Origin of the sequence: Nonomuraea sp. NPDC049625, from assembly GCF_040675285.1 — a bacterium.
Classification (GTDB): domain Bacteria; phylum Actinomycetota; class Actinomycetes; order Streptosporangiales; family Streptosporangiaceae; genus Nonomuraea; species Nonomuraea angiospora_A.
Genome location: NZ_JBFAOQ010000021.1, coordinates 45876 through 61221 on the forward strand (window position 1 = coordinate 45876; position 15346 = coordinate 61221).

Below are 15346 nucleotides of genomic sequence, written 5' to 3' on the forward strand. Positions count from 1 at the left end.
AGGGAAGCTCATGCGAGGGAAGCTCATGGGATCCGGTACCCGACCCCCGGCACGGTCTCCACCACCGGCGGGTCGGCGAGCTTGCGGCGCAGCTTGAGGATGGTGAGCCGGACCGCGCCCGTGAACGGGTCGGCGTGCTCGTCCCACGCCTTCTCCAGCAGCAGCTCGGCCGAGACCACGGTGCCGTTCGCCCGCATCAGCTCCGTCAGTACGGCGAACTCCTTCTTCGACAACGGGACGAACCGCCCGTTCCTGAAGACCTCCCTGCGCGCCGGGTCCAGCGTGATCCCGGCCCTGCGCAGCACCGGCGGCACGGCCGGCCGCGAGCGCCGCCCCAGTGCCAGGACCCGCGCGGCCAGCTCGGGGAACGCGAACGGCTTCGACAGATAGTCGTCGGCCCCCAGGGACAGCCCCGTGACCCGGTCGTCGAGCTGGACGGCGGCGGTCAGCATCAGCACCCGCGCGTCGCGCTCGGACGCGACGAGCTCCCGGCACACGTCGTCGCCGTGCACGCGCGGCAGGTCGCGGTCCAGCACGACCACGTCGTATTCGTTGACCGCGATCCGTTCCAGCGCCGCCGCACCGTCGCGCGCCAGATCGACCGCGTGCGTCTCCTCGCGCAGCCACTCGGCGATCGCGTCGGCGAGCAGCGGCTCGTCCTCCACCACCAGCACCCGCATCGTGCACCTTTCTTCTGCTTACGGAGCTGAGTGTGGCGTAGACGGCATTTGCTCAAAATAAGCCGCGGAACAAACAGCGGACGGAAACGCTGAGGAAACAGCGGCCCCTATTGCATCTCTCCTCGAACCACGTTCATTCGACGGAGGAGAACACCCATGCGAGGACCAGTCCTCAGCGCGATGGCCCTGGCGCTCACCCTGACCCTGGCCGCCTGCGGCTCGGGCGGAGGCGGCGGCTCCGACGTGGCGTCGGTGTCCGGCACCGGCACCCAGGCCGCGGCCAGCGCGAAGCCCAGCGAGGACCCGCAGGAGCGCGGTCTCAAATTCGCCCAGTGCATGCGCGAGAACGGAGTGGAGGTCCCCGACCCCGAGCCCGGCAAGGGCATCATGATGAAGTTCGACGGCAGCGTCCCGCAGGAGAAGGTCGAGGCCGCCCAGGAGGCGTGCAAGCAGTACGCGCCGAAGATGGGCGGGGAGGGCGGCAAGATCGACCCCCAGCGGGCCGAGGCGCTGCGCAAGGTCGCCCAGTGCATGCGTGACAACGGCGTCGAGTCCTACCCCGACCCCGAGGGCGGCATGGTGCGCATCAACGCCGAGGTCGGCCAGGACCCCGATTTCAAGTCCGCCCAGCAGAAGTGCGAGAAGGAGCTCTCTGAGGCGGGCATGGGAGGCATGTGATGGGGATGGCCACCATCGACGGGAAGGCGGAGCCCGGCTCCCCGCCCTCCCGGCCGCGCCGCCGGCGCGGCCGGGGCAAGGTGGTCGCCGGGCTCCTGATCGCGCTGGTCGCCGCGGGCGGCGGGTTCGTGGCGATCAACAGCGCCGGCCTGCTGAAGGGCGGCGCCGGCCCCACCCGGTCGGCCACCGCCCTGCCCCCGGCCACCACCGCGGTGACCAGGCAGACCCTGAACGACACCAGGGACGCCGACGGCGAGCTCGGCTACGGCCCGGTGACCACGGCGATGAGCAGGAAGCCCGGCACGATCACCTGGCTGCCCGACAGCGGAGCCCAGGTCACCCGCGGCCGGTCGCTGTACCGGGTGGACAACCAGCCGGTCATGCTCCTGTACGGCGACACGCCCGCCTACCGCGACCTCAAGGTCGGCGTGGAGGGCAAGGACGTCGAGAACCTGGAGCGCAACCTCAAGAAGCTCGGCTACGACGGTTTCACGGTCGACGACGAGTACACCTACGACACCGCCGAGGCGGTCAAGGAGTGGCAGGAGGACCGCGGCCTGGACGAGACGGGCGTGGTCGAGCTGGGCCGGGTCGTCTTCGCCCCCGGCAAGGTACGGGTGGAGAGCCTGGAGTCCGAGGAGGGCCAGCCGGCCACGCCGGGACAGAAAATCCTGACCTATACGGGCACGTCCAAGGTGGTCACGGTCGAGCTGGAGGCCGAGGACCAGCGGATGGCCAAGAAGGGCGCCAAGGTCGAGGTCACGCTGCCGGACGGCAAGAACGTACGGGGCAAGGTCACCGAGGTGGCCACGGTCGTCAAGCCGGGCGAGGGCCAGAACGCCGAGCCGGAGACCCGGGTCGAGGCGCTCGTCTCGATCGGCGAGTCCAAGTCCGCCAAGGGGCTGGACAAGGCGGCGGTGGACGTGACGTTCACGGCCTCCCAGCGCAAGAACGTGCTGACCGTGCCGGTCGCGGCGCTGGTGGCGCTACAGGAGGGCGGCTACGGCCTGGAGATCGTCGAGGGGGGCAGGTCCCGCTACATCAAGGTCGAGACGGGGCTGTTCGCCGGGGGACGGGTCGAGGTCAGCGGTGACGGGCTCACCGAGGGCATGACCGTGGGGATGCCGAAATGACGTACCCCATGATCGCGCTGACGGACGTGTCCAGGACGTATCCCGGCGGCGTGGCGGCGCTGCGGGAGGTGTCGCTGCGCATCGAGCACGGCGAGCTGATCGCCATCGTCGGGCCGTCCGGCTCGGGCAAGTCGACGATGCTCAACGTCGTCGGCACCCTCGACCGGCCCACCTCCGGGACCATCCACATCGACGGGTACGACGTCTCCAAGCTCTCCGACAACCAGCTGTCGGCGCTGCGGGCCACCACGATCGGGTTCGTGTTCCAGTCGTTCCATCTCGCCGCGAAGGTCCCGGCGCTGGACAACGTGGCCGACGGCTTGGTCTACACCGGCCTGAGCCGGTCGGAGCGGCGGCGCCGCGCGGCCAAGGCGCTCGAACGGGTCGGGCTCGGGCACCGGATGGACCACGAGCCGCACGAGCTGTCCGGCGGCGAACGGCAGCGCGTGGCCATCGCCAGGGCGGTGGCGGGCGACCCGCCGCTGCTCCTGGCCGACGAACCGACCGGGGCCCTGGACTCGGTGTCGGGTACGGGGGTGATGGAGTTGTTGCACGAGCTGAACGCGAGCGGCACCACCATCGTGATCATCACGCACGACCGGGAGATCGCCGCCAGCCTGCCCAGGCAGGTGCGGATGCGCGACGGCCGGATCATCTCCGACAGCGCGCGGGTCCCGCTGGAGGCGGTGTGATGGCCGTCGTGGAAGCGCCCCGGCCGAAGTTGTCCCCGGCCAGGATGCGGCCCCGCGACGTGATGCGCGTCGGGGCGGTCGGCCTGCGTACGAGACCGCTGCGGGCCTTCCTGTCGGCGCTCGGCATCGCCATCGGCATCGCGGCCATGGTCAGCGTGGTCGGGCTGTCGTCCTCGTCGGGCGCCGAGCTGGACCGTACGCTCTCCGCGCTCGGCACCAACCTGCTCACGGTCTCGTCCGGAACCACGCTCATGGGCGAGGCCGCGCAGATGCCGAAGGACGCGGAGGCGATGATCGAACGGATCGGCCCCGTCCAGGCGGCCTCGTCGATCGGGCGCATCAGCGAGGCCAAGGTCTACCGGTCGGAGGAGATCCCCGAGGCCCAGACCGGCGGCATGACCACGTACGCGGCCCGCCTCGACCTGCCCGCCACCGTCGGAGCGACGCTGCGGAGCGGGACCTGGCTCAACGCCGCCACCGAACGCTACCCGGCCGCCGTGCTCGGCTCCTCCGCGGCCCAGCGGCTCGGGGTGGGCTCGATCGGGGCTGACACGCAGGTCGTGATCGGCGGCGTCCGCTTCGCAGTCGTCGGGGTCATGAACCCGGTGGCGCTCGCCACCGAACTGGACAGCGGCGTCCTGGTGGGCTGGCCGGTGGCGGAGTCCAGGCTGGGCTTCGACGGGCACCCGACCACGCTCTACACCCGTTCGGAGGAGTCCAAGCTGGAGGCCGTACGCCAGGTGCTGGCCGGCACCGCCAACCCGGAGGCGCCCAACGAGGTGGACGTCTCCCGCCCGTCCGACGCCCTGGCCGCCAAGCAGGCGACCAGCCAGGCGTTCGCCAACCTCCTGCTGGGGGTGGGCGCGGTGGCCCTGCTCGTGGGTGGGGTGGGGGTGGCCAACACGATGGTCATCTCGGTGCTGGAACGCCGCGCCGAAATCGGCCTCCGCCGCTCGCTCGGGGCCACCCGGGGGCAGATCCGCACCCAGTTCCTGGCGGAGTCGCTGCTTCTGTCGGCGCTTGGCGGGGGAGGGGGGATCCTGCTGGGGACGGGTGTCACGATGGGCTACGCGCTGTACAGCGGCTGGCCCTCCGTGGTCCCGGCCTGGGCCACCGTCGGCGGCCTCGCCGCCACCCTGGCCATCGGCGCCGCGGCCGGCCTCTACCCCGCCATCCGCGCCTCCCGCCTCTCCCCGACCGAGGCCCTGTCCACCCCCTGAGGCCCTCCCGGCGGCGGACCCAAGGGGCCGGGTGGTGTCAGTCGGTGGCGTAACAGGTGGTCTTGCCGATGACCCGGACGCCGGGCCGGTCGCCGGAGAGCACGGTCAGCTCGAACGTCAGCCGTGTCTCGGGATTGCGCAGGACGGAGACGTCCTGATCCCCATCCCGCAGGTCCAGGTCGTCGACCACCTTGTCGTACCCCATCTCCTGGAGCCGATCCAGCAGCCCCGAGGAGGCGGAGGCGAGGTCGCTCTCGGCGCGGAAGTACCGCCGCACCTGCCCCGGCACGCACGAGTCGTCGTCCACCGGCGACTCGGTCGACAGCCGGAGGCCGGCGGAGCTGAGCAGGGCGCCGCCGTCGGAGTCGAGCTGCCGGGCGGCGTCTTCGAGTGTGGGCAGCTCGGCCGCCGCCGTGCAGGCCGTCATCGCCGCGACGCAGAGAAGCACCGCGGATAAGCCGTGACGGCAGGCGCGCACGATCGGACCATATCCGAGATCGTCCGGGGCCCTCCACCAAAAAAGCGAAAACAGAATGATCAACGGCGCCGGCGGAGCCGGGCACGCAGTCCCAGGTCGTCCACGCAGGTGCCGAGGCCGAGCGCCACGCACTCCAGCGGCCGCTCCGCCCGCCGTACCGGCATGCCCAGGGACTCCCGCAGCCGCTGCGCGAGCCCTGCGAGCAGCGCGCCGCCCCCCACCAGCACCGCGCCGCGATCCCCGAGGTCGCCGGTCAGCTCGGCGGGGCAGCGCTCGACGGTCTCCATCGCCGCCCACACGATGGACTCGATCGCCGGACCGGCCGCCTCCCGGATCCGCTCCACGGGCAGCCGCACGTCGTGCTCCTGACCGGTTTCGGGGTCCCTGGCTCGTACGGTAACGGGATTCCCGTCGGCGCCGGCGTGGTGTTTGGCCGCCTCCGCCTCGCGTTCGTCGATCGTGCGGCCGTGCTCGTGCTCGACCAGGCGGGCGATGGCCCGGTCCACGGCCCGGCCGCCGCCCGGGACCGCCGTCGTGGCCACGGCCTCCCCACCGGAGAGCACGGCGATCCGGGCCGAGTCGCGCCCGATGTCGATCACCATGCCGCCCACGTAGTCGCGGACCGGCAGGCCCGCGCCGAGCGCCGCCGCGAGCGAGTGCGGGATCAGCCGGATCTGCCTGGCCTCCGCCTCGTACGCCACGTCGCGCAGCGTGGCCCGCTCGATCGGCGTGGAGCCGTCGGGCAGCGCCATGATCAGGCGTGGCCTGGCGAGCGGGCGCCGGTGCACCTTGCTCAGGAAGTGCTTGACCATCCGCAGGGTGAGGTCGCCGTCGGCCGGCAGGCCGCCGCTGACCGGCCAGCAGATCTCCTCGCCCGTCGCGTCCGCGCCGTACCCGATGATCTTGCCGGTACGGCCGTCGATCGTCACCGCGGAGGGTTCGTCGAGCACGATGCCCTTGCCCCTGACGTAGATCCGCGTGCGGGAGCCCCCGAGGTCCATCGCCAGGTCGCGGCCGAGGAGACTCATGACGCGACTGCGGACGTGGCGATCGTGGCGGGCATGCGGGGTCTATTTCCTGGGCCGCTCCAACGCAACACCAGGAACGGAGTGGTTCCCCTTTACCTGAGCGGGCGGGCTCAGCGGCTCCTGAGGGCGGCCAGGGTCTCCTCGGCCCACTCGATGCCGGTGCGGACCTGGGCCAGCCCGAGCCGGAGCGCGTAGTGGCCGGTCCCCTCCGCGGGCTGGCAGTCGAGGACCACCAGCCGTGCCTCGTACCCGGCCTTGATCCGCTCGACCACCGCGATCGCCTCCTCCGTGGAGAGCAGCGGCAGCAGGAACGCCTGCAGCGCGGTCTCGTTGCGTACGACGAAGACGGGCTCGTGCTCCACCAGCCACGTGTGCAGCTCCCGCGCCCCCTCGGGGGTGATCGTGTAGATCTTGCGCCCCCTCGCGCCCTCCGACGAGGCCGCCACCAGGCCGTCGGCCGCCATCTTCACCAGCTCGGGATAGATCTGCGTGTGCCCGGCCTGCCACACGTGGTTGAGCGAGTGCTCGAACTTCTTGGCCAGGTCATACCCGCTCGCCGGGCCCACGGCCTCCAGCAGCCCGAGAAGTGCGATCCGAAGGGACATGCGCGCCAGCATATCGAAGACTTGACATGTCAGAATTTACATATCACTCTTCACATGTGAATGATGACATGAAGCCTCAAGGGCTCCTTTTGCTCGCGGTGCTCGGCGGGATGTTCCTGGCGATGCTCGACCAGACGATCGTCGGCACCGCGTTACCACGGATCACGGCCGAGTTGGGCGGCACGACGCTCTACGTCTGGGTGGTGACGGCGTACCTGCTCACCTCGACGGTGACCGTGCCGCTCTACGGCCGGCTCTCCGACCAGCACGGCAGGAAGGCGCTGCTGCTGATCGGGATGGTGGTGTTCGTGGCCGGGTCCGCGCTGTGCGGGGCGGCGCAGGACATGCCGCAGCTCATCGCGTTCCGCGCGCTGCAGGGGCTCGGCGCGGGCGCGCTGCTGCCGCTGTCGATGGCGTTGGTGATGGAGATGTTCCCTCCGGGTACGAACGGCGCCCGCGTGCAGGGCGCGCTCGGCGGCGTGATGGGCCTGACGTACCTGGCCGGGCCGTTCCTGGGCGGGTTGTTCACCGACCACGCGACCTGGCGGTGGGCCTTCTACGTGAACGTGCCGATCGGCCTCGTGCTGATCGCCATCGTCGCGCGCCGCCTGCCGAACCGGCCGGGCGTGGGCGGCGGCGGGCGCCCCGACTACGCGGGCATCGCGGTCTTCACCGTGGCCATCAGCGCGCTGCTGCTGGGCCTGACGGAGAAGGGCCTGGACGGCAACACCTGGACCGACGCCGCCGTGGCCGGGCCGATCGTGCTCGCGGCCGCGTTGCTGGCGGTGTTCGTGCTGGTCGAGAGGCGGGCGGCCAGCCCGATCATGCCCATGCACCTGTTCGGCAACCGCACCTACACGCTCGTGAACGTCACGTCCTTCTTCACGGCCTTCTGCATGTACGCCGGCGTGGTGTTCCTGCCGCGTTACTTCCAGCAGTCCCTCGGCGTCAGCGCCACCGAGTCCGGGCTGAGGATCTACCCGATGACGCTGGCCATGGTCCTGGGCAGCGTCGTCATGGGCGCGCTCATGTCCAGGACCAGGGTCTACAAGCCGTGGCTGGTCGCCTCCCCGTTCCTGCTCGTCGCGGGCACCCTGCTCTGCCTGAACCTGACCGCGCACACCGACGGGCTGCTGCTGGCCGGCTGGATGCTGCTGATCGGGCTGGGCATGGGCCCGATGCTGTCCGGCCTGACCGTGGCCTCCCAGCAGTCCGTCGAGCCGCAGTACATCGGCGTCGCCTCCGCGAACCTGACCTTCTTCCGCCAGATCGGCGGCTCCGTGGCGCTGGCCGTCGGCGGCACCCTCTACACCTCGACGGTCACGGCGGAGGCGCCCGTGCACGGCCTGGCCGCCGCGCACGCCTCCGCCGCGGCGGCGGTCATCCCGTCACTGGGGGTGGCGGGGGCGCTGCTCGCCCTGATCGCGCTGGTGGCGATGCCGGCCAGGCGGCTGGAGGTGCCCGCCACGCCGCAGAACAGGGTTGAGGCCAGTTTCGCGTCATAAGCGGCGCCATGCGAAGCTGTGATAGTCCCCAACACCATGGAGGTCCTCATGGCGGAAACACCGGAGCCGGAAGTCAGCGAGACTCCCGAGGACGAGATGAAGCGCAAGTTCCGCGAGGCGCTGGAGCGCAAGCGTAACCAGCACGCGGACTCGGGCGCGGGTGGCAAGGGCGGCGACCCATCGAAGATCCACGGGGCGCACGGTCCGGCTGCGAGTAAAAGATCGTTCAGGCGCAAGAGCGGCGGCTGAGGCCGGGAATTTCAAGGGGGTACGGCCATGCCGTGCCCCCTTTCTCTATGCCGGAGGCAGGTAGATCTTTACACCGATTCATGACGAACTGTTTGTGTTTGTCCGGAATACGTGGTTAGAGTGATGCCCACTTACCAGCCGGTGGCGTGGACCACACAAGGGAACCAGCCGGCTGGCGCCTAATCCCGATCACTCGGGAGCCGGGGACCCACCTCCCTGGGGTGAATCCGACCTTGTGTCGGTAGGGCAACTCCACCGCCCGAACCCGTCAGCTAACCCGGTAGGCGAGATGGAGAGGACATATGCAGAACTTGAATGATCACGTAGAACACCCATACGGCGTGATGACGGCCGCCCTCTGAGCGGTCCCTTCTCCAGGCTCGTTTCGCGCTCCGCGTAGCTTTCCCCCTGTCAGGTGCTTTGCCCTGCTACGCCCTTTTTCAGCGAGCGCAATCCCCCTGCCCCCTCGCGAAGGACTGTACTTTCATGTCTGCACGTTCTGGTTTGCGTACCCTCGCTCTGCTCACCGCCTCCACCGTCGGCGCGCTCACCATCGCCGGCACCGCGGCCCACGCCGACTCCAACACGGACGAGAAGGTCCTGCTCAAGGGCTCGACCACCGCTTCGTACTTCTGGGACGACTCCTCCGGCCGCGCCGGGGACACCGGTCTGCCCGCCGGTGGCAAGCCCATGCAGAAAGGTCTGGCCGCCAGCCCGAGCTGGCCGCTCATGACCGAGGGATACGTGATTCACGACGGCAAGAAGCTGCCCTTCTTCGTCGGCGACCGCGGCCCGGGCGTGCCCTCCAACAACGGCGTCATGCTCGACCTGGACGGCAAGACGTTCGCGGAGCTGACCGGCGGCTCGTTCAACATGGAGACGCTCGGCGTCGACGGCGTCGGCGGCCAGGGCCACATCAAGGTCGACTACGTCATCACCAAGTGGGGCAACGGTCCCGGCAAGAAGAACTACCCGGTCCCGTTCTCGACCGGCGCCTGGTCCGAGCGTGACAACAACCCGGCCGAGCCCCCGGCGGCCGGTGCGGCCGTGCCGGCGCCGGCGCGCGAGGCCGGAGAGTGGAGCGCCAGCACGGGCGCCGTCGTCGCCAGCGCCGTGGCCGCGGTGGGCGGCGGCGTGGTGCTCGCCAGCGACCGCGTCCGCAATCTTCTCAAGGGCTGAACTTTACGGACCTGGACCAGAATGTCATTCTGGTCCTCGTGACCACCCGCGTAGCCGCGAACGGCATCGAAATCGCCTACGAGAGCTTCGGCTCGCACGAGGGGCGCCCCCTGCTCCTCATCATGGGGCTCGGCGCGCAGCTCATCCACTGGGATGAAGGGCTCTGCGCGCTGCTGGCGGACCAGGGACACCACGTCGTACGGTTCGACAACCGCGACGCCGGTCTCTCCACACACTTCCACGACAAGGGCGTTCCCGCGATGGGGGCGCCCTCGCCGTATCTGCTGGACGACCTGGCCGACGACTCGGCGGGACTCATGGACGCGCTGGGCTGGCCGGCCGCCCACGTGGTCGGAGCGTCGATGGGCGGCATGATCGCCCAGGCGCTGGCCATCCGCCACCCGGACCGGGTGCTGACCCTGACCTCGATCATGTCCACCCCCGGCCCCTCGGCGGCCCCGCCCACCGAGGCCGCGCTCGCCACCCTCATGGCCGCGCCCCCCGCCGACCGCGAAGCGGTCCAGGCCCAGGCGGTGCTGACCTGGTCGGTCATCGGCTCGCCCGGATACGAGCTGGACCGCGAGCGGATCACCCTGCTGGCCGGACTCGCGTTCGACCGCTGCTTCGACCCCGGCGGGACGGCCCGGCAGCTCGCCGCCATCATGGCCTCGGGCGACCGCACGGCAGGGCTCGCCGGGGTGCGGGTGCCCACGCTGGTGCTGCACGGGGAGGCGGACCAGCTCGTCCCGGTCGCGGGCGGCCAGGCCACGGCCGCGGCCGTCCCGGGCGCCCGGCTGGTGACCTACCCGGGCATGGGCCACGACCTGCCGCGCCCGCTCTGGCCGTCCGTCGTGGCCGAGATCAGCAAGCTCACCGCTCCCTAGCCGAAGTGGGCACGGGTCTCCGCGAACGCCTGGTCCGTGCCCTCCAGCGCCCTGGCCACGTCGGCCTCCGTGTGCGCGGCCGACATGAACCAGTTGTGCCACGGGTGCAGGTAGACCCCGTGCCGCAGGCAGGCGTCGCTCCACCACATCGCGACGGAGAGGTCGGCGTCCCCGTCGAAGCTGAGCCACGGGATCGTGACGGGTCCCGTCTGGTTCACCACGAACCCGTGGGACTTGGCCTGCGCGTAAAGCCCTTCGCGGAGCTGCGTGCCCGCGCGTTCCATGGCGCCGATGCCGTCCGTGTCGCGCAGCGTCTCGATGGTCGCCTTGGCCGCCGCCATGGCGACCGCCGAGAACCAGAACGACCCCGTCGAGTACAGCGTCTGCGCCGGTCCGCGCAGCGCGTCCGTGCCGGTGACGGCGGCGATCGGGTAGCCGTTCGCCATGGCCTTCGACCAGGCGGTCAGGTCGGGCCGCACCCCGTACGGCTCCCAGGAACCCCGCAGATCGACCCGGAACCCGGCCCGCACGTCGTCGATCACCAGCGCGGCCCCGAGCCGGTCGGCCAGGGCGCGGGCGCCCCGCGCGAAGGCGGGCTCCACCAGCTCCTGGTCCTCGAACGAGTCGTGCTTGAACGGCGTCACGATGATCGCCGCCACGTCGCCCTCCACGGTCGCCGCCGCGGCCTCCAAGGACTCGAGTGAGTTGTACGTGAACTCCACGAGGTCGGCCCGCTCGTTGGGCGTCGTGCCCGCCAGGGAGGGAGTGCACCAGGGGTCCGCCCCGTGGTAGGCGCCGTGCGCCATCAGGACCTTGGTCCGGCCGGTGGCGGCGCGGGCGACCATGAGCGCCTGCGTGGTGGCGTCGGTGCCGTTCTTGGAGAACATCGCCCAGTCGGCGCTGGGCACGGTGTCCACCAGCAGCTCGGCCAGCTCCACCATGACCGGGCCGGGGCCGTTGAGGCAGTCGCCGAGTGCGGCCTGCCGGGCGGCGGCCTCCTCCACGCGCGGGTGGCGGTGGCCGAGCACGACCGGGCCCCAGCTGCACATGAAGTCGATGTACTCGCGACCGTCCACGTCCCACTGGCGGCAGCCCTCGCCGCGTTCGAAGAACTGCGGGAAGCCGGGGGCGAAGAGGGCGGCGTTGAGGTGGCCGTACATGCCGCCGGGGACGACCTTCAGTGCGCGCTGACGGAGTTCTGCGTCGGTCATCCGAGAGTCCTTAGAGTCGAGTCGAGATCGATGAGGCCGGCGTCCGAGCCGAGCCCGGTGGCGACGCGGGCGGCGGCGGCCGTGCCCCAGCGGGCCGCGGTCAGCACGTCCTGCCCGTGCAGGAGTCCCGTCAGGAACCCCGCGCAGTACGCGTCCCCGCAGCCGGTCGTGTCCGAGACGTCCACCTTGAGTGCGGGCACCGTCTCCGCGCCTTCCGCAGTGACCACCAGGCTGCCCGCGGCCCCCAGCGTGACGAGCACGCCGCGCGGCCCGTCGGCCAGCAGGGCCCGGGCGGCCTCGCCGACGTCGGAGGCGCCGGTCATGAGGAGGGCCTGCGACTCGTTCGGCAGCACGTAGTCCACGTGCGGCAGGAAAGCGCGGGCCATTCCCAATAAGTCGGGCATCTCCGAAAGGAGGTCCATGGTGATGACGGTGCCGGACGCGCGTACCTCGTCCAGGAGGGCGAAGAACGCCGGGTCGCCGAGGCCGAAGGTGACGTCCATCCCGCCCAGGTGGATCGCCCGCACGCCGCGCAGCACGTCGGGGTCGAGGTCCGCGTACGTCACGCTGAGATTGGCCCCCGGCACGTGGAAGCTGGGCCGTCCGCCGTCGGGCCTGATGGGCAGGATCGACGCGGCCGTCTGCTCGCCCGCCCTGCGCACGAGGCGCGAGACGTCGACGCCGCGCTTGGCGAGCACCGCCACCAGGAAGTCACCCAGCTCGTCGTCGCCGGCGGCTCCCATGGTGATCACGGGGTTGCCCAGCTTGACCAGGTCGACGGCGGTCCCGGCGGCGGCGCCGGCGGCGGTGAGGCGGATCTGCTCCACCAGTACGGTGTCCTGGCCCTCGGGGATGTGATCGATGGGCCTGGCGAGAATGTCGACGATGTGGACGCCGACGGTGGCGACGGTCATAGTCTAAATAGACAGACGTCCGAATAAAAAGTCAATGGAGGAGCCGATGCCCAAGATCGTCGATCACGACGAGCGCCGGCGCGAGGTCCTGTCAGCCGCCCGCCGGGTGATCGTCAGGGACGGCATCGACGCCGCCACCACGCGGGCCATCGCCAAGGAGGCCGGATACTCCAACGGCGTGCTCGCCCACTACTTCGCCGACAAGGACGAGATCCTGCTGTCGGCGCTGCGCCAGTCGCACCAGCGCATCCGCGACCGGCTGACCCGCAAGGTCGAGGGCGCGACCGGGCTGGCCGCGCTGCGCGAGCTGCTGCTGGACAACCTGCCGCTGGACGCCGAGCGCACCCAGGAGTCGCGACTGGAGGTCAGCTTCTGGAGCCGCAGCCTGGCCTCGGAGCGCCTGGCCGACGTCCAGCGCACGGAGGCGGACGAGCTGCGCGCCGCCGTACGCGACCTGCTGGCTCAGGCCCGTGCGGCCGGCGAGCTGCGCACCGACGACAACCTGGACGACCTCACCGAGCACCTGCTCGCCCTGGTCGACGGCCTCAGCCTGCACCTGCTCCTCTACCCGGGCCGGCTCAGGCGCGTCGACGTCGAGCGCCTCATGCTCCAGGCGCTGGATCGTTTGTGACCCGTTGATGTATTTCGGACGACCGACTACATTTGCCGCGCATGAGCCTGCGCGAGCAGTTGTGCGAGTACGGCCGGCGCGCGGTCGAGCTCGGCCTGGTCATCGGCACGTCCGGCAACCTGAGCGTGCGCGAGGGGGATCTGGTCGCGGTCACCCCCTCGGGGGCGGCGCTCGACCGGCTGACCCCGGAGATGTGCCCGGTCGTGGACGTCGAGGGCTACCTCGTCGAGGGCGACCTGCAGCCGTCCAGCGAGACCCCCATGCACCTGGCCGTCTACGCGACCACGGACGCCAAGGCCATCGTGCACACGCACTCGGTGTTCGGCACGATCGTGGCCACCACGATGACCGAGCTGCCGCCCGTGCACTACAACGCGCTGCTGCTCGGCGGCGTGGTCAAGGTGGCCGAGTACGCCACCTACGGCACGCCCGAGCTGGCCGCCAACGTCCGGGCGGCGATGGAGGGCAAGAAGGCCGCCCTGATGGCCAACCACGGCGGGGTGACCGTCGGGGCGACGCTGGAGGAGGCGTTCGAGGCCACCCGGCTGCTGGAGTGGCTGTGCGAGGTCTACGTCCGGGGGCTCAGCGTGGGCAAGCCGGCCGTCCTCACGAACGAGCAGCTCAACGCGGTGATCGAGCGCGCGCTGAACCCCCCGACGTTCCCTCGTCGCCTATGAGAGCGCCGCCTGCTCCGCCAGGCCCAGCGGCAGCCCGCCCGACCCGGCGATCCGGTCGTGGAACTCCTTCAGCGACCCCTGGAACGACTCCCGGATGCGGTCGATCTCGATCGCGCCCGTGAGGTAGGAGGGCGCCTGCGTGGGCCACGCGCAGTAGCGGTTCACCTCGCCCTGAGCGGTGCCCGGCGACAGCGACGCCCTGGTCGCCATGAACGTCTCCGCCTCCTCGATCGACATGTCCTCGCAGTGCAGCGCGGTGTCCACGACGATCCTGGCGGCGCGGAAGATCCGGCAGTCCAGGTGGGCCAGCTCGGTGGCGGGGGTGTCGAAGTAGCCCTGCTCGTGCAGGAGCTTCTCCACGTACAGGGCCCAGCCCTCGGTGAAGTACGGGGTGCGGAAGACCTTCCTGGCAGTACGGGGGTTGCCCGCCATGTACGACAGGTGCCAGTGATGCCCCGGGTAGGCCTCGTGCACGGCGATCGAGGGCATCTGGGCCCGCGAGTTCGTACGGAGGCGCTGGCGTACCTGCTCGGGGGTGAAGTCGTCGGGCGTGTAGGGGACGAAGAAGACGCCCTTGCGCGAGGCGCTCAGCGGGGGCGGCGCCAGGTAGTGGGCGACGGACAGCACCGGACGGGTGTACTCGGCGGACGGGAGCACGTCGCACTCCTCGCCGTCGGCGAACGTGACCAGGTCCCGCTCCCGCACGAACTCCCTGGCCCGCTGGGTCTCGGCCGCGTACTCGGCCCGCATGTCGGCCAGGGTCGGCGGATGGTCGTCCATGAGGAACTCCATCGCCGCCCGCCAGTCCTCGCCGCCGTTGACCCGCAGCGCCACCTGGCGCATCCGCGCGTCCAGCTCGGCCCAGGCGGCCTTGCCCTTCTCGTGCAGCTCGGCGGCGCCGTAGCCGAGCATCTCGCGTTCGCGCAGCAGTGTGGAGTAGAGCTTCTCGCCCATCCGCCAGGTGCCGCCGCACTCGAAGCCCTCGAGGAAGGCGACCAGCTCGTCGAACGCCCGCGCGGCCGGTTCGGCGGCCTCGGCCAGCTTGGCGGCCAGGTCGGGGTCCTCGACCATGGACGGGATCGTACGCGTGAGGAAGTTGCGGCCGGTGCGGGCCTGGCCGAGCCCGCGCTTGATCAGCAGCGGGGCGGCCAGCTCGGGGTCGAGGTTGGCGCGGCAGGCGGCCAGCACGCCGGGCACCTCGGCCAGGCGGGAGACGGCCGAGGACACCAGCTCGGGCTCCGGCTTGAGGCGCCGCTGGAACGGCGTGTACATGGAGGAGAAGATCGCGGACAGGTAGACGGCCGGGTCACGCCGCCACTCGGGCCAGGAGGCGAGCGCGGTCGAGCCTCTCAGCTGGGAGAGGACCAGATCTCTGTCGATGGCGTCGTCAAGGGTGGCCGTTCGGAGGGAGGAGAGGCGGTCGAGCCAGCGGGCCTCTTCCCGCTCGCGGGCGGTCCAGCCGGAGGCCGTGAAGTCGCCGAGGGTGTGATCATAACCGTCGGCCCCCAGTAAGCTGGCCACGACGGGACGGTCGGAAAAGTACCACTTGAGAAACTCGTCCACCAATGCACCATATCCTGTG

At 70.9% G+C, this 15346-nt stretch carries 16 protein-coding genes, 1 pseudogene and 1 riboswitch; of the genes and pseudogenes, 10 read left to right on the forward strand and 7 right to left on the reverse strand.

The genetic code is table 11. The annotated features are described in order from the left end of the window. Positions 1–23: 23 nt before the first annotated feature. Complete coding sequence (locus AB0J87_RS54220; RefSeq protein WP_350728207.1) at positions 24–680, reverse strand: response regulator transcription factor; 657 nt, start codon at positions 678–680, stop codon at positions 24–26. A gap of 156 nt (positions 681–836) precedes the next feature. Between AB0J87_RS54220 and AB0J87_RS54225 the strand changes: the two genes are divergently transcribed. Genes AB0J87_RS54225 through AB0J87_RS54240 form a run of 4 tightly spaced genes read left to right on the forward strand, consistent with a single transcriptional unit; the run spans position 837 to position 4403 of the window. After that, complete coding sequence (locus tag AB0J87_RS54225) at positions 837–1358, forward strand: hypothetical protein (RefSeq protein ID WP_363981670.1); 522 nt, start codon at positions 837–839, stop codon at positions 1356–1358. Then, positions 1358–2491 carry a peptidoglycan-binding protein gene (locus tag AB0J87_RS54230; RefSeq protein ID WP_363981673.1) on the forward strand — a complete coding sequence of 378 codons (1134 nt, stop codon included), beginning with the start codon at positions 1358–1360 and terminating at the stop codon, positions 2489–2491. Before AB0J87_RS54225 ends, AB0J87_RS54230 begins: the two co-directional genes overlap by 1 nt. Next, a complete protein-coding gene (locus AB0J87_RS54235; RefSeq protein WP_363981676.1) occupies positions 2488–3183 on the forward strand; it encodes an ABC transporter ATP-binding protein in 696 nt (231 codons plus the stop codon). The genes AB0J87_RS54230 and AB0J87_RS54235 overlap by 4 nt, the downstream gene beginning before the upstream one ends. Continuing rightward, complete coding sequence (locus AB0J87_RS54240; protein WP_363981679.1) at positions 3183–4403, forward strand: ABC transporter permease; 1221 nt, start codon at positions 3183–3185, stop codon at positions 4401–4403. Before AB0J87_RS54235 ends, AB0J87_RS54240 begins: the two co-directional genes overlap by 1 nt. Positions 4404–4440: 37 nt before the next feature. Here the strand turns inward: AB0J87_RS54240 and AB0J87_RS54245 are convergent, their stop codons facing one another. The 3 genes from AB0J87_RS54245 to AB0J87_RS54255 form a co-directional block, all read right to left on the reverse strand. Next, on the reverse strand, positions 4441–4881 hold the full coding sequence (locus tag AB0J87_RS54245; protein WP_363981682.1) for a hypothetical protein: 441 nt from the start codon (positions 4879–4881) through the stop codon (positions 4441–4443). 59 nt (positions 4882–4940) lie between these two features. Next, positions 4941–5909, reverse strand: a complete 969-nt coding sequence (locus tag AB0J87_RS54250) for a rod shape-determining protein (protein ID WP_363981685.1) — start codon at positions 5907–5909, stop codon at positions 4941–4943. Positions 5910–6019: 110 nt separating this feature from the next. Further along, entirely contained in the window at positions 6020–6514 is a 495-nt protein-coding gene (locus tag AB0J87_RS54255; RefSeq protein WP_363981688.1) for a PadR family transcriptional regulator, read from the reverse strand. 56 nt (positions 6515–6570) lie between these two features. Between AB0J87_RS54255 and AB0J87_RS54260 the strand changes: the two genes are divergently transcribed. From AB0J87_RS54260 to AB0J87_RS54275, 4 genes and pseudogenes are all read left to right on the forward strand, one after another. After that, positions 6571–8019, forward strand: a complete 1449-nt coding sequence (locus AB0J87_RS54260) for an MDR family MFS transporter (protein WP_363981691.1) — start codon at positions 6571–6573, stop codon at positions 8017–8019. 48 nt (positions 8020–8067) lie between these two features. Beyond that, a complete protein-coding gene (locus AB0J87_RS54265) occupies positions 8068–8268 on the forward strand; it encodes a DUF5302 domain-containing protein (protein ID WP_350728198.1) in 201 nt (66 codons plus the stop codon). Positions 8269–8434: 166 nt separating this feature from the next. Beyond that, a riboswitch (cyclic di-AMP (ydaO/yuaA leader) is annotated at positions 8435–8570 on the forward strand. Between the two features lie 388 nt (positions 8571–8958). Further along, positions 8959–9234 (forward strand): annotated as a pseudogene (locus AB0J87_RS54270) (hypothetical protein); the annotation flags it as partial. 251 nt (positions 9235–9485) lie between these two features. Beyond that, a complete protein-coding gene (locus tag AB0J87_RS54275) occupies positions 9486–10331 on the forward strand; it encodes an alpha/beta fold hydrolase (RefSeq protein ID WP_363981695.1) in 846 nt (281 codons plus the stop codon). On the opposite strand, the gene AB0J87_RS54280 is transcribed toward AB0J87_RS54275, so the two are convergent. Both AB0J87_RS54280 and AB0J87_RS54285 read right to left on the reverse strand, forming a co-directional pair. After that, positions 10328–11542, reverse strand: coding sequence for an aminotransferase class III-fold pyridoxal phosphate-dependent enzyme (locus AB0J87_RS54280; protein ID WP_363981698.1), 1215 nt, complete (start codon positions 11540–11542; stop codon positions 10328–10330). The two genes, AB0J87_RS54275 and AB0J87_RS54280, sit on opposite strands and share 4 nt — an antisense overlap. Next, complete coding sequence (locus tag AB0J87_RS54285; RefSeq protein ID WP_363981701.1) at positions 11539–12456, reverse strand: carbohydrate kinase family protein; 918 nt, start codon at positions 12454–12456, stop codon at positions 11539–11541. The genes AB0J87_RS54280 and AB0J87_RS54285 overlap by 4 nt, the downstream gene beginning before the upstream one ends. Positions 12457–12502: 46 nt before the next feature. Here AB0J87_RS54285 and AB0J87_RS54290 point away from each other — a divergent pair, with 46 nt between their 5' ends. Both AB0J87_RS54290 and AB0J87_RS54295 read left to right on the forward strand, forming a co-directional pair. Beyond that, complete coding sequence (locus tag AB0J87_RS54290) at positions 12503–13087, forward strand: TetR/AcrR family transcriptional regulator (RefSeq protein WP_363981704.1); 585 nt, start codon at positions 12503–12505, stop codon at positions 13085–13087. A gap of 41 nt (positions 13088–13128) precedes the next feature. Further along, positions 13129–13764 carry a class II aldolase/adducin family protein gene (locus AB0J87_RS54295; RefSeq protein ID WP_350728193.1) on the forward strand — a complete coding sequence of 212 codons (636 nt, stop codon included), beginning with the start codon at positions 13129–13131 and terminating at the stop codon, positions 13762–13764. Here AB0J87_RS54295 and AB0J87_RS54300 read toward each other — a convergent pair. Beyond that, positions 13759–15285 carry a DUF885 domain-containing protein gene (locus tag AB0J87_RS54300; protein WP_363981708.1) on the reverse strand — a complete coding sequence of 509 codons (1527 nt, stop codon included), beginning with the start codon at positions 15283–15285 and terminating at the stop codon, positions 13759–13761. The two genes, AB0J87_RS54295 and AB0J87_RS54300, sit on opposite strands and share 6 nt — an antisense overlap. Positions 15286–15346: the final 61 nt, after the last annotated feature.